The organism is Nostoc sp., from assembly GCF_036917775.1.
Classification (GTDB): Bacteria; Cyanobacteriota; Cyanobacteriia; order Cyanobacteriales; family Nostocaceae; genus Nostoc.
On the sequence record NZ_JBALEQ010000052.1, the window covers coordinates 1 to 13,998 of the forward strand.

The 13,998-nt window shown below is 42.0% G+C and carries 10 protein-coding genes; 3 read left to right on the plus strand and 7 right to left on the minus strand.

Annotated elements, in window-relative coordinates; translation table 11 throughout:
• The first annotated feature begins 592 nt into the window (after window positions 1-592).
• Together V7K69_RS07950 and V7K69_RS07955 are read left to right on the plus strand one after the other, a co-directional pair.
• Window positions 593-1,915: a D-alanyl-D-alanine carboxypeptidase gene (locus V7K69_RS07950; RefSeq protein ID WP_335033020.1), complete on the plus strand. Its 1,323-nt coding sequence runs from the start codon at window positions 593-595 to the stop codon at window positions 1,913-1,915.
• 409 nt (window positions 1,916-2,324) lie between these two features.
• Window positions 2,325-3,542: an HhoA/HhoB/HtrA family serine endopeptidase gene (locus tag V7K69_RS07955; RefSeq protein ID WP_335033022.1), complete on the plus strand. Its 1,218-nt coding sequence runs from the start codon at window positions 2,325-2,327 to the stop codon at window positions 3,540-3,542.
• A 196-nt stretch (window positions 3,543-3,738) separates the two neighbouring features.
• On the opposite strand, the gene V7K69_RS07960 is transcribed toward V7K69_RS07955, so the two are convergent.
• The 6 genes from V7K69_RS07960 to V7K69_RS07985 form a co-directional block, all read right to left on the minus strand.
• Window positions 3,739-4,641 carry an MBL fold metallo-hydrolase gene (locus V7K69_RS07960; protein ID WP_335033024.1) on the minus strand — a complete coding sequence of 301 codons (903 nt, stop codon included), beginning with the start codon at window positions 4,639-4,641 and terminating at the stop codon, window positions 3,739-3,741.
• A 13-nt stretch (window positions 4,642-4,654) separates the two neighbouring features.
• Entirely contained in the window at window positions 4,655-5,038 is a 384-nt protein-coding gene (panD, locus tag V7K69_RS07965; RefSeq protein WP_335033026.1) for an aspartate 1-decarboxylase, read from the minus strand.
• A 130-nt stretch (window positions 5,039-5,168) separates the two neighbouring features.
• Window positions 5,169-5,681, minus strand: a complete 513-nt coding sequence (locus tag V7K69_RS07970) for an inorganic diphosphatase (protein ID WP_335033029.1) — start codon at window positions 5,679-5,681, stop codon at window positions 5,169-5,171.
• Between the two features lie 387 nt (window positions 5,682-6,068).
• On the minus strand, window positions 6,069-6,254 hold the full coding sequence (locus tag V7K69_RS07975; protein ID WP_335033031.1) for a hypothetical protein: 186 nt from the start codon (window positions 6,252-6,254) through the stop codon (window positions 6,069-6,071).
• Between the two features lie 879 nt (window positions 6,255-7,133).
• Window positions 7,134-8,105, minus strand: a complete 972-nt coding sequence (locus V7K69_RS07980) for a DUF362 domain-containing protein (protein ID WP_335033033.1) — start codon at window positions 8,103-8,105, stop codon at window positions 7,134-7,136.
• Window positions 8,106-8,289: 184 nt separating this feature from the next.
• A complete protein-coding gene (locus tag V7K69_RS07985; protein ID WP_335033035.1) occupies window positions 8,290-9,372 on the minus strand; it encodes an ATP-binding protein in 1,083 nt (360 codons plus the stop codon).
• 175 nt (window positions 9,373-9,547) lie between these two features.
• On the opposite strand from V7K69_RS07985, the gene V7K69_RS07990 reads away from it, so the two are divergent.
• Window positions 9,548-12,295, plus strand: coding sequence for a cation-translocating P-type ATPase (locus V7K69_RS07990; protein ID WP_335033036.1), 2,748 nt, complete (start codon window positions 9,548-9,550; stop codon window positions 12,293-12,295).
• Between the two features lie 130 nt (window positions 12,296-12,425).
• On the opposite strand, the gene V7K69_RS07995 is transcribed toward V7K69_RS07990, so the two are convergent.
• Window positions 12,426-13,862 carry an aspartate ammonia-lyase gene (locus V7K69_RS07995; RefSeq protein ID WP_335033038.1) on the minus strand — a complete coding sequence of 479 codons (1,437 nt, stop codon included), beginning with the start codon at window positions 13,860-13,862 and terminating at the stop codon, window positions 12,426-12,428.
• Window positions 13,863-13,998: the final 136 nt, after the last annotated feature.

Consider the following 13,998-nt stretch of genomic DNA (forward strand, 5'->3'; position numbering starts at 1 on the left):
ATCAGTTGCACTCGACTTAATAAATCCTCAACATTTAAGAAACTGGTTTGCTAATTGCTGCTACTGTACCTCATAACAGCCGGAAGTGCTGTATTACCAGTTTCATATCTTTGGGATCGCTAAAGATTTGACTCTATGAAAGCGACATAATAAGGTAGGCGATCGCAACAAATTTATCACCACTCCAATGTCCTTTTTTCAGTTTATATCAGGCTAGATAGACGAAAAAATGTTCGATTATTTTGATATTTTCGTAATTTAACTTAGCTGATATGTCTGCTTTAGGATGGCTTTGAAAGAGGGATTGAAGAGAAATCTCCAATGTATATAAATTATTATTATTTTTTAATAAAAAATGATGAAATATGAAGAGTCAATTCGCTTTGCCTCCTCTATACTGGCTTTCAAGAGACATGGCTCTCAGAGTAAGTCTTTTTTTGTAAAAATTATAACGAAAATTATGTGATTCACCTGACTTCCAGATGCAAACTGCACCCGTTATTGTGACTCAATGCTGATCTGCATAAAAAAGCGTGTATATTAGCACAGGAAATAATATAGAACATCCTAAACACATATAGAGGAATAAAATATGCTGGAATTATTGGGTTCAGGTTTGGTGTCACTCTGGCTGGAAATGGCCGGGGTACAAATCAAGCCTTTAGATGCCTTAGATGCTTTAACTTGGCAAAGTAGCCCTGGCTTAGTTCTTGCCCCCGATCCCAATCCAACTGGGGCAACTACAGTGCAAGAATATCTGAAAAAGCTCATCACATCAAAAGTGGTGGCGCAAAATCTGGCTGAGAGTCAGGGCATTTGGATGCAGTCGGGGCCAATGCTGATGGCAAATCACCAAGGTACGACACCTCTCCCTGCTGCCTCTTTAACCAAAATTGCCACTTCACTAGTTGCTTTGAAAACTTGGGGCCCAGATTACCAATTTGATACTTTAGTGAGTATCACCGGGCCAGTGGTAAATGGAGTTGTGCAGGGCGATTTGGTGATTACAGGCGGTGGCGATCCTTTGTTTGTTTGGGAAGAAGCGATCGCTCTTGGTAATACTCTTAATAAAATGGGCATCAAGCAGGTAAAGGGAAATTTGATCATTAATGGCACTTTTGCCATGAATTTCCAACGGCAGCCGATGCTGGCGGGTATGATGCTCAAGCAAACACTAAATCGTGCAACTTGGGGCCGCCCCGCTATTTATATACACTCAATCATGGCTAAGGGAACGCCCAAGCCTCAAGTAGTTATTTCGGGTACGGTGAAAGTTGAGGCACAACCAAACCCTCAACAAACTTTGTTACTGCGTCATCGTTCCTTACCCTTGAAGCAACTAATCAAGGAAATGAATGTTTACAGTAACAACGATATGGCAGAGATGCTAGCAGATTCAGTGGGAGGAGCAGCTGTAGTCCAATCCACTGCTGCTAACCTTGCGAGAGTGCCGCAAGTGGAAATTCAGTTAATTAATGGTTCTGGACTAGGCCCGGAAAATCGCATTTCCCCCAGGGCTGTTTGTGCGATGTTTATGGCTATTCAAAGTGAGGCATCTGCCCATCAGCTAAATCTGAGTGACTTGTTCCCCATGTCTGGGTTTGATCACCGAGGAACAGTACACGCCAGACACATTCCTCTTGCTACTGTGATCAAAACTGGCACTCTTCGAGATGTGAGTGCTTTAGCGGGAGTGATGCCCACGCGCGATCGCGGTTTGGTTTGGTTTGCCATTATCAACCGGGGGACAAATGTTTGGGGTTTGCGGACTGGACAAGATCAACTACTGCAAAGTGTTGTAAAACAGCTACAACTACCTCTAACCGTTCCTACTGCCCTCATTCCCCACTCAGCAATCAACTCTTTACCCCAGCTAGGTGCAATTAGTCGGAATGAAATTTTATTCAAAAGTTAGTTCATCATTTGATCGGGTTTTGAACCAAAAGTGAGTAAGCTAATTGTCATTTAAATTGCATCATTTTCATGGTATAAAAGCTGCAAACCCTCTCCCTTACCACCCTGCGCTCTCAATGTGCTTAACAGCTTATGGGTGTCCCACATCTCCTTTTATCGGTGTCAATACTTTGAAACTTCTAGTTTTATTAGCAATCCAAAAGTTTTATTGATGGGTAAAAACCGAACTTGTAAAGGGTGAATGTCCATAATAGCTTTTGGGTTAAATTTTCCATTAACTTGATTATAGGTAACTCGTAAAATGCCATAACCACACTATTGGTAAGGCAGGCGAAACCTGAAGTAAAAATAACTGTAAATAGATTTGTCACGACTAAGCAACAATTAAGCTTATAAATTAGGTTGTGATTATGCGATTTCCCAAATTACCCAGATCCATACGTCAACTCAGTAGTTATGTTTTAGCGATCGCGCTCGGAGTAGTGCTAACGGTTAGCACATTACAGGTGTTGCCCTCCCAAGCCGAACCCGCACCCCCAATAACAGATGCAGATACTTCACAACTGATTGCCCAACGACAATCACCAGCCACCGGTGCGATCGGTACTAGTAGCTTTGTCACCGCAGCAGTGAATCGTGTCGGTTCAGCAGTTGTTCGCATTGATACTGAGCGAACAATTACTCGTCGCGTTGATCCATTTATGGAAGACCCATTTTTCCGTCGGTTTTTTGGTGACGGTTTCTCCCAACAAATGCCGCCTTCTGAGCAGTTACGCGGTTTAGGCTCAGGTTTCATTATTGACAAGAGCGGCTTAGTTATGACTAATGCTCATGTGGTCGATAAGGCTGATAAGGTAACAGTCCGACTCAAAGATGGCCGCACCTTTGAAGGCAAAGTTCAAGGCATTGATGAAGTTACAGATTTGGCAGTAGTCAAGATTAACGCTGGTAATGATTTACCAGTCGCACCCTTGGGTTCTTCCAATAATGTCCAAGTCGGAGATTGGGCGATCGCAGTTGGTAATCCTTTAGGATTTGATAACACCGTTACTTTGGGAATTGTCAGTACTCTCAAACGTTCTAGCGCCCAAGTTGGCATTAGCGACAAACGCTTAGATTTCATTCAAACCGATGCCGCCATTAACCCAGGTAACTCTGGCGGGCCGCTATTAAATGGCCAAGGTGAAGTGATTGGCATTAACACAGCCATTCGTCCCGACGCGATGGGTATTGGGTTTGCCATTCCTATTGATAAAGCGAAAGCGATCGCAGCGCAACTGCAACGTGATGGCAAAGTTGCTCACCCCTATTTAGGCGTGCAAATGCTAACTTTAACACCCGATCTTGCCAAACAAAATAACACCGATCCCAACTCTCCGATTCAGATACCAGAAATTAATGGTGTTTTTGTAATGCGAGTAGTTCCCAATTCTCCAGCTGCATCTGCCGGTATCCGACGCGGGGATGTAATTCTGCAAATTGATGGTAAAGCTATTACCAGTGCTGAACAATTGCAGAACCTTGTAGAAGACAGTCGCCTTGGTCAAGTATTACAGGTGAAAGTGCAACGGGGTAATCAAACACAGCAGCTTTCAATCCGTACAGCTGAGTTGCAAAATGCTTCGTAGGAGCAATAGTTAAAAGGGCGGTTTGAAACCGCGTCTACACAAACAAAACCCACACTTTGACAAGCTCAGTGACCGCCTCCGTGGGTTTCAAACTTTTAATTTTTTCTTAGTCCGCGGAGGCGGACTTTGCCTTTCTAGGCGCGAATTCCATTTGCTTAAAGCTGGGGTAAATTTCCATTTTGCCAATAGAGTCAAATCACTTACCAACAGATAAAACTAGACCTTCATGGGCTAGTACTGCTTCAGGAAAGGCAGATTTAATATCGACTTGAACCCGATCTAGAAAATCATCATGGTCATCTGGGTGATGATGAGAAATGGCTAGCTGTTTAACGCCAGCATTCAGAGCTGCATTCACCGCAGCTTGCCAGAGTAAATCAGCAGAGTCATGGTTATGAGACGTAGGGGGAGTGTAAGTAGCATTGGCAATCAGCAAGTCAACGCCTTTAATAAACTCTAAAATCCGTTTTTGCTCCACTTGATCGGCATTCTGGTGCAAATCCGTGATGTAGGCAACGCTATACTCTTGCCAAGTCACTCGGTAGCCAACTGAGCGCTGAGTTTGATTAATTAATGCAGTTGTAATAGTGACATCATCTAACTTCACATCACTGTCTGGAGTCAGATTGTAAAACTGCAATTCCGACTGCATTACCTGTAAAGGGTAAGGAAAGTGTGGCTGGAGCATCTGATCGTACAGACATTGTTTGATTGAGGCTCCATTTGAGGCAGCTGTGCCGTAAATATGGAAGCAATTTTCCCCAATAAATGCAGGCGCAAAAAAAGGAAACCCTTGAATTCGGTTTGATTGGCAGTTGGTAAAAAATAAATGGGCTTCTAGTGGCTGTTGTAGTTCTTGCCAAGTTTTACCCAGTATCCGTAAGCCAGTACCGCCATCAAAAATCAAGCGTTTTCCAGCTACCTGCATTTCTAGACAAGCGGTATTACCACCATAACGGTTGGTGTCGCTACTTGGGGTGGGAATCAAGCCTCTGACACCCCAGAATTGGACGATAAATTTACCTGCTAGACTACTCGACAGGGTAGCAGACTTTTCAGGTATGTAGCTTTGGGAACCCGACAACTCAAAATTTGACATTTTATCTTGAAAATTAGACCTTACTGAGCAGGTCATCGTAGCGCCGTACTTCTAACAACCTGTTTTTTTCGTCCACAATGACTACCGTAGGAGAGTAACTTTTTACTTCTTCTGGAGTGAACTGCCCGTAAGTCATTATAATCAAGCGATCGCCAATAATGCCTAGACGTGCCGCACCCCCATTTAGCTCAATTACTCCTGAATGGGCTGGAGCCGGGATCGCATAAGTAATAAAGCGCTGACCGTTGGCATTATTAACTACTTGCACCTGCTCATAGGGTAAAATGCCAGCTTTTTCTAAAAGCATTTCATCAATGCTGATACTACCCACATAGTTGATATTCGCTCCCGTAAGGGTGCAGTTATGAATTTTTGCCAAAAGGAGAGTGCGCTGCATTTGGGTTTGGGTTGGTGGCAGATTTTACAATCCGTAACAAATGAAAGTGATGAGACGCGATTAATCGCGTCTGTAGGGGAGTTAGGAATAAAAATTCATAAATCTTAACTCCTAACTCCTAACTCTTCTATTATCCTCTATAAGCTTTGACGGATTTTTCTACTAAAGCTGCAACCTTGTCTACATCTTGCCAACCGAGAATATCTGTCACCTTTTTTTCCAAATTTTTATAACTACGGAAAAATTCGGCAATTTCATCTAAGCGGTGTGGCGCTAAGTCATTCAGGGATTTTACCTGAGTGTAGCGGGGATCTTTGTCAGGAACACAAAGGATTTTTTCATCGCGATCGCCACCGTCAACCATCTCCAAGAAGCCAATTGGTCGCGCAGCAATAATACAGCCTGGAAAGGTTGGCTCGTCAATTATGACCATACCATCTAGGGGATCGCCATCTTCAGCTAAAGTATTGGGTACAAAGCCGTAGTCATAAGGATATTTTACCGAGGAATAAAGTACTCGGTCTAGAGCAAAAGCTTCTAGTTCCTTGTCGTATTCGTATTTATTTTTACTTCCGCCAGTAATTTCAATCAGAACGTTGATTAAACCGGGTTTCGGTTGGGCAGGAATACGAGATAAATCCACAAAAAAGTCCTCTGATAACAGTGAATCATGGGGGCACTCAGTCAGCTTCGCTCCCCGTGTAGAATTTTAGGGCAATATGGATCTCTGATGGGGAATTGGGAATGGGAAATGGGGAATGGGGAATGGGAAAGAGAATTGTTCAATAATTCTTCGTCCCCCTTGTCTCCCTTGTCTCCCTCGTCCTCCTCATCTCACCACTCCTTTGAAACAATAGAAAAAGCGTTGCGAATTAAATTCGCAACGCTTTTTCCAAGAGGGTATTATTTTCTCCCGCCCTTGATTGCTGTTGGAGGGATTTCTGCCCCTACTCTGTCAAGACACCCGAAACCTGGAGTCACGCTATACAAATTCAGGTTATTCCTGATGAAATGCTACTGGAAAACTTTATCAATCTTTACTTCCTTGTAGGTTTTGGATCAGGGGTTGCTGGTTATTTGGAACATTAGTTGAAGAATAGTGGGCAATGACAAATACGGGTAGGGTAAGAGTCAATAGAGCGATCGCAGTTCCCACAATGTCTGCCAAACGTTGGGAATATGTGTCGGTATTGGCAGACTGGCTATTTGAATTCATACAAAATTGAAGTTATTCGTAACACTGTGTAAGTCTAGTCTCTGATTTGAGAGTCTTAATGCTATGTTAGCTATTTTTAAACTGTAAAATGTGTAGCATATTACAATCTAAACCAATTAGAAAACTGTCATAATAGCATTTTTATACATGGAGTTCTTAATACAAAGTTACAACTAAACAAATCATGTTTTATTTTGTAATTAATATTTTCAGATGTTTCCCTGTATGGTGTAATGGTTTGCATACGCAAAGCCAACTTTGACAGCATCATAAATTACATTTTTTCGCTGCTTAAAGATTAATTAGCAAAACATATTTGTCTGATACTTCATGAGTATAACATCCTAAAATGCTTTTTATAAGGTCATTTTACTGGAATTGTTAATTTGTGATACAGGACACAAAACAGCAATTGTACTGAATATCTATCAATGGTTTCGATTGTTATCCGGTGGTTATACACACAAATATTTGATACCAAAGAAGAAATGATAGGAATGTTTTTTATAACCAATCATAATTACCGAATAAATACAGATACATTAACTGTGTAGGGCTGCATAGATTCAGTGATAACACTAAACAAATATTTCGGGATTGAAATTTTCAAATCTGTGTAATATCACTGCATTTTTGTCAATCTATATATAGGTAGAGTAAATAATATTTTAGAAGGTGGCGTATCAGCTAAAAAAGCCGCCACTAAATATAATAGGGCGGTCTGGTTAAGCAATCGGAGGGTAATTACAGATTACTCTGCTAATAATTGAAATTGCTGTAACGAAGTTTGCATTAGATTGGGCATTGGGCATGGAAAGAGGGGAGGGGAAAACTCTTCTGCCTTGTTCCCTGCTCACCCAGTTTCCAGTCTCCAGTCCCTCATCCCCTTCCATAAACACTAATTGGTTCTTTGATAAATCGGGTGTAAAGATGCTTAAACGTAGACTTAATTACGCGAGGCATACCAAAATCAATGGGTATCAACTTGTCTGGTAGCCGCCAATCTTCTATTTTTAACAAGTCAGGATTTAAATGTGGAAACTCTATGTCAGCTAGTTCTGGACAAACTCCTAGCCTTTGGGAAGCTGCAACTGTAGGCACTTGTTCAGGAGGAACATTGAGAATTTCTACCATTGCCCGATCTAAGGCAAAGATATCTGATGCGGCTGCTAAAATTCCTAGTTGCCGAGGTTCACCATTACTAGGGCCATTTCCTTCATGACCAATAATGCCATCTAATATGGTTAAGTTAGGGTTAATTGCCCTGGCAGTTTCTACTAACATTTCACCAAATCTATTTGCGTCTTTTCCAGCTTCCATGTGCCACCAAGCTTTCATTTTGCCAGGGACGCAACCAAACAAGTTTTTTACACCCAGTGTTAATGTTAGCTGGGCATGGGATTTAACTTTGGGTAGGTTAATCACTACATCTGCTTCCATTGCTTCTTTAGATAGTCGCAGATGGTTAAAATTATCACTGACGGTTTGGTAACGCTGACCATGAAAATCGATGATGGGAAGATTGAGTTCTTCTAAAATAGGCAGATAGCCATTTGCTACTGCTACACCCTTGGCACTACCAAAAGCAGGACTATCGCCTAAAAATGGCTTACCGCCAACTTTAATTACCATCTGGGCAACTTCGTAAACTAGTTCGGCACGGGTGATACATTCTTTACCAGGACGTGACCCTGTAAGTAAATTTGGTTTGAGTAAAACGCGATCGCCCTTTTTCACAAATGCTGCCATACCTCCAAAAGGTTCCAGCAGTGTAACTAAAGATTCTCGTAAAGCCTCTCGTTCATAAGATGTAGCCCGAATGAGACTGACAGATGATTTTTGAGTCTGCATGGATAATAAATTACCAGTAATGAAGATATTCTTCTATCTTCCTATTTATACCAATTCTCTAAAATCTCGCATACTAGTACAGCACGCCGTAAAGAAGCCACACATTCCAAATCAACGAAACGCTTACCCTGTATTCATTCATAATTTTTAATTTTTAATTTTTAATTTTTAATTCACGGTGGCACTAGCTTAACCTCTGCCGTAACCACAAAGCCAATAAAGGTAACGCTAGTTGATAACCCTGTTCAGCACTATAAATTAAACCTTTGTTCTGTAATCCAGTCAGCGATCCCTGAAGGCTACCACCTCTTGAAAGACCATGTTTTTGAATATATTCTTTACTTTGTGGTTTATCTGTAGGATCTAAAGCCAAAGATTCTAAAAGATGCACCTGATTGGCTGGCAATAACATGAGTAAAGATTCAAAAACTAAAGACAAGTCTTTGAGTAATCCTTCTATTGCCTGCTGTACTGCTGCTTCACTAATTAACCCATCAGGATAAGAAAAAGTTTGTAGGCGGCGAATTATTGCCATTGCGTCGCCAATGTGTCCTTGGACAGCATCTAAAAATAATTGTAGTGCGAGTGAGCGAGAATCAAATTTCATTCCTTGTATATGCAATATCTCCCTCGCCCACAATGCCAAAACGTCATTAGCTAAGGGGGCTAACTGTATAGTTTCTAGGGGATAGTTTGTCTCATCTGGATGATGGCTGATTTCAGCAATCGTTGCTACTAAGACGTAGCTAACATGACTTTGTACATTGATTTCTCGTCTGAATGTGGCTTCCCACAAACCATTACGATCCCAAGAGCGAATGTGCGGAAAACTCTGCAAAATCAGCACTACCCGTTTATTTAAACCAATAGCCATAATTTGGAGCAAATTGAGCAAAATTTCAAATGCTTGCCATAACTGCTTTTGGTTCAGGGAACGCAATGACTTAAGTTTGCCTTCTGGATGAAAGACAAAAAACTCTTTGCCAAAGTTGCTTACCCAGTCTTGAATTTGTGCTGCTTCCCAGTTTTGGCTAATTGTCTCTGTTAGCAGGAGAATAAATCGCTCTCCATCTGTAGCGCGGATGCAGTCTATCTCCAAGACGATCGCACCAACTTCTTGAGCAGCCCCTCGCACTAAAGTTCGTCGCCCACTACCAGGTACGCCAGTAATCAGCAAGTCTCCATCTTGGGCTAGTACTTCGACAATCCGCTGAAATTCTAGCGATCGCCCAACTAATTGTAAAGGAGTAGACAAATCCAAATTCACCTAGTTTTGCCCTTGGTTTTAATCCCCACTTAACGGCAAGCATACTCACTTCCATGACTACTGAGCAAGCATTGAAAGTAATGATGATAATAATCAATTTTTATTAGTGCTTATTTATCCTTGGCACTTATTTTTAGTGCTAAATTTTATTTAACACTAGATTTAATAAACAAATATGGTACAGGCAGCATCCCCCATTGCATCCCAAGAAAAGCAATCCACCGTTTGGCATACTTTGGAAATTTCGGAAACGATCGCCCACTTAGATACTGATGCTGAGAATGGTTTGAGTAGTGCAGTAGCCAAACACTTATTGTCTGAAGTGGGAGCAAACGAACTCACAGGCAAGAAAAGCAAACCTTGGTGGTTAAAATTTTTACTGCAATTTAACCAACCACTGCTGATTATTTTGTTGTGTGCGGGTTTAGTAAAGGCGCTAACTGGTAGCTTGGTGAATGCTGGTGTTATTTGGGGAGTGACTACCACCAACGCCATCATTGGATTTATTCAAGAAGCGAAAGCCGAAAGTGCGATCGCAGCCCTCGCTAAAGCAATTACCACCGAAGCAACCATCATCCGTGATGGTCAAAAATTACGCATTGCTTCTGGTGAGCTAGTGCCTGGAGATATTGTTTTACTAACTTCTGGTGATAAAGTCCCAGCAGATTTACGGTTAATTAAAGTTAAAAATTTACAAATAGATGAATCTGCCCTGACTGGTGAATCTTTAGCAGTAGAAAAGAAGACTCAAACTTTAAAGCCAGATATTGCTCTCGCCGAGCGCAAAAACATGGCTTATGCGGGTGGCTTCGTTACCTTTGGGCAAGGTACTGGTGTTGTAGTTGCCACAGGGAACAGCACAGAAACAGGGCGAATTTCTCAGTTAATGGAGCAGCATACAGATATTTCTACTCCTTTAACTAGAAAATTCAATAAATTTAGCCAGAATTGGCTGTATATGGTGTTAGGATTAGCAGCCCTCTGCTTTGTGGTGGGATTAAGCTTTCGAGGTTTTCAAGAAGCTTTAGAAGCAGCAGTTGCTTTAACAGTCAGTGCGATTCCTGAAGGATTACCAGCAGTCGTGACAGTCACCCTAGCCATAGGCGTTTCTCGGATGGCACGACGCAACGCCATTATCCGCAAATTACCAGCCGTGGAAACCTTGGGAAGTGCAACTGTTGTTTGCTCTGATAAAACTGGGACTTTGACAGAAAACCAGATGACGGTACAGGCAATTTATGCAGGGGGATATCAATATACTCTCACTGGTATCGGTTACACACCAGAAGGCGAAATCCTGATAGATGACAAACCCGTGAACCTCAACAGTCATAAAGGTTTGCAAGAATGTTTAATTGCCGGGTTGTTGTGTAACGATTCCCACTTAGAAAAGAAAAATGGTAGGTGGGTAGTAATGGGAGATCCTACAGAAGGGGCATTGATTGCATCAGCAAATAAAGCAGGCTTTAGTCAGCCCACCTTACTTAAGCAAATGCTAAAGGTAGATGCGATTCCCTTTGAATCAGACTTTCAATATATGGCGACTTTACACGCCACACCCCAAGGTAAGACTATTTATGTCAAGGGTTCAGTCGAGGCAATTATTCAGCGTTGCACTCTGATGTTGAACACTGATGGACAAACCCGCCCGTTAGATTGTGTAGAAACATTACGACAAAGCAGCATTGAGCGGGAAGTCAATATTATGGCACGGCAAGGCTTGCGGGTATTAGCTTTAGCGAAAAAAGTAGTACCTGATGGGCAAAATACCCTCGATCATCCAGATATTGATACCGGGTTAATTTTCATCGGCTTGCAGGGAATGATTGATCCGCCGCGTGAGAGTGCCATTAAAGCAGTCCAAGCCTGTCAGGAAGCGGGAATTGAGGTCAAAATGATCACTGGCGATCATGCTATCACAGCGCAGGCGATCGCTTATCGTATGGGCATCAACAAAAATGGCTCAGTTCTGGCTTTCACAGGTGCAGAACTAGCAAAAATGGATAAAACAGAACTCGCCGAAGTTGCTCAAGAAGGTGTAGTCTTTGCCCGTGTCGCCCCAGAACAAAAGCTACGTTTAGTCGAAGCTTTGCAATCAAAAGGTGAAATCGTTGCCATGACAGGAGATGGTGTCAACGATGCACCAGCCTTAAAACAAGCAGATATTGGGATTGCGATGGGTGGTGCTGGTACAGAAGTTGCCAAAGAAGCCGCAGATATGCTGCTTACCGATGATAATTTTGCCTCCATTGAAGCTGCTATAGAAGAAGGACGGGCGGTTTATAAAAATCTGCTCAAGGCAATTTGCTTTATTTTGCCTGTCAACGGTGGTGAATCAATGACAATTTTAATTAGCACATTGCTAGCCAGAGATTTACCAATTTTATCTTTACAAGTTCTATGGCTAAATATGCTCAATTCCATTACTATGACAGTGCCTTTAGCCTTTGAGCCAAAAGCGCAAAACGTCATGCAACAAACACCTCGTCATCCTAATGAACCGTTAATTTCAAAAAGTCGGTTACAACGAATCTTAGCAATTTCTCTATTTAATTGGATTGTGATATTCGGAGTATTTGAATATATCCGCCAAACTACGGGTAATATCGATTTAGCGAGAACAATGGCGATTAACGCTCTCATTGCTGGACGGATATTCTATTTATTGAGTATTAGTCAATTAATCCCAAATTTGATTGCCAAGATGGACGGCACAATTAAAGAGAACGTTGATATTCCCGCTATTGGCTTTGGGATTTTAGGGTCAATCATTTTGCAAGTTATTTTTGCTCATGTGCCATTAATTAATGAAGTTTTTGAAACAGCACCATTAAACTTACAACAGTGGTTGTTTTGTTTAGCAGTTGGTTCACCAATGATTTTGTGGGCTACAGTAGTAAATCGTTTTGATCCGCCAAATTAAATATAGCCAAAAACGAACCGCAGAGAACGCAGAGAACGCAGAGTCATGAGAGGTTTTTTTCTCTCTGTGTACTCTGCGCCTCTGTGGTAGCCTGCGGCAAGCCGAAGCGTCTACGTTAAAAAAATCGACACTAATCGATCTGCTTTGATTCTCGACTCAGAGGTAAAATACCACTCATCTGTTCTAGATTTAAGACTGTGGCTAATTCTGCCTCATTCATCAATCCGCGTTCTAAAACAATTTGCCGCAGGGATTTACCAGTTTCTAAAGATTCTTTGGCGACAGCTGCGGCATTTAAATAACCGATGTGGGTATTTAGTGCGGTTACTAAAGCTAAACTACCTTCGGCATAAGCTAAACAACGTTCCTGGTTTGCTGTGATTCCTTCAATACAGCGTTCGGTGAGTGCAGCGATGGTATTGCCGAGAATTTCGATGCTGTGAATTAGGTTATAGGCAATTAGTGGCATCATCACATTCAATTCTAATTGTCCGGCTTGTGCGGCTAATGCGATCGCACTGTCGTAACCCATCACCTGAAAACACACCATTGATGTCATCTCTGCCATAACTGGGTTATACTTCCCTGGCATAATCGAAGAACCAGGTTGCACTGGAGGCAGTTGAATTTCTTTCAAGCCTGTTTTTGGCCCCGAATCCATCAGCCGCAAATCGTGAGATATTTTGACTAAATCCTGCGCTAAGTTGCGTAAAGCACCGGAAACATTTACAAATGGAGCCATACTCTGCATAGCTGCCATGAGATGGGGCGCAGGTTCTAAAGGAGTTTCAATCAATTCTGAGAGAACTTCCACTACACGGGCGCGATATAAGGGATGAGTATTTAACCCCGTTCCGGCTGCACTACCACCCAAACCCAGCACCATCAAATCACCAGAGGCGGTGTAAATCCGGTTTTGGTGTTCTGTAAGAATGTGCGCCCATGCGCGAAAATTTTCGCCCAAACGCACAGGTACAGCGTCTTGTAAGTGGGTTCTGCCAGATTTGACGATATCTTGAAATTCTACAGCTTTGTTTTCTAAGGATGCGATCGCACCATCGATTGCTGGGTGTAATGTCTTGGATAATGCCAATAATCCACCAATCCGAATTGCAGTAGGAATCACATCATTGGTAGACTGTCCATAATTAACGTGATCGTTAGGACTAACACGTTTGTAATTGCCCTTTTCTTCACCCAGAATTTCTAAGGCGCGATTTGCCAAAACTTCGTTGATATTCATGTGGTGAGATGTTCCAGCACCCGCCTGATAAACATCCACGACAAATTGATCTCGGAATTTCCCAGCCAGGATTTCATCAGTTGCTTGGACAATCGCCTGACTAATATCTTGGGGAATGCAATTTAGTTCTCCATTCACAATTGCTGTAGCTTTTTTAATGATTAATCCAGCATCTACATAGGTAGCTAAAGGCTTGAGTCCGCTAATGGGGAAGTTTTCGATTGCTCGTAGCGTTTGAATGCCGTAATAAAAGCTACTAGCAATTTGGCGATCGCCCATCGAATCGCGTTCGATGCGGAATTGAGAGTCTGTGTGTTCAGTCATAGTATTGTTTTAAGAGAGCTACAGAAAACAGATTTTCCCACGCAGTCACACTCAGATACACTAATCTGCATAGATTTTGCATATTTGTTTGGCTGCTTGTTGCTTTACAGTTGTTAATTTTGAAGTTTGATTTTTG

Coding starts and splice junctions, on each gene's coding strand:
- V7K69_RS07960 (WP_335033024.1), bottom strand. CDS start 4,641: ATGTCAAATTTTGAGTTGTCGGGTTCCCAAAGCTACATACCTGAAAAG.
- V7K69_RS07990 (WP_335033036.1), top strand. CDS start 9,548: ATGGTACAGGCAGCATCCCCCATTGCATCCCAAGAAAAGCAATCCACC.
- V7K69_RS07975 (WP_335033031.1), bottom strand. CDS start 6,254: ATGAATTCAAATAGCCAGTCTGCCAATACCGACACATATTCCCAACGT.
- panD (WP_335033026.1), bottom strand. CDS start 5,038: ATGCAGCGCACTCTCCTTTTGGCAAAAATTCATAACTGCACCCTTACG.
- V7K69_RS07980 (WP_335033033.1), bottom strand. CDS start 8,105: ATGCAGACTCAAAAATCATCTGTCAGTCTCATTCGGGCTACATCTTAT.
- V7K69_RS07955 (WP_335033022.1), top strand. CDS start 2,325: ATGCGATTTCCCAAATTACCCAGATCCATACGTCAACTCAGTAGTTAT.
- V7K69_RS07950 (WP_335033020.1), top strand. CDS start 593: ATGCTGGAATTATTGGGTTCAGGTTTGGTGTCACTCTGGCTGGAAATG.
- V7K69_RS07995 (WP_335033038.1), bottom strand. CDS start 13,862: ATGACTGAACACACAGACTCTCAATTCCGCATCGAACGCGATTCGATG.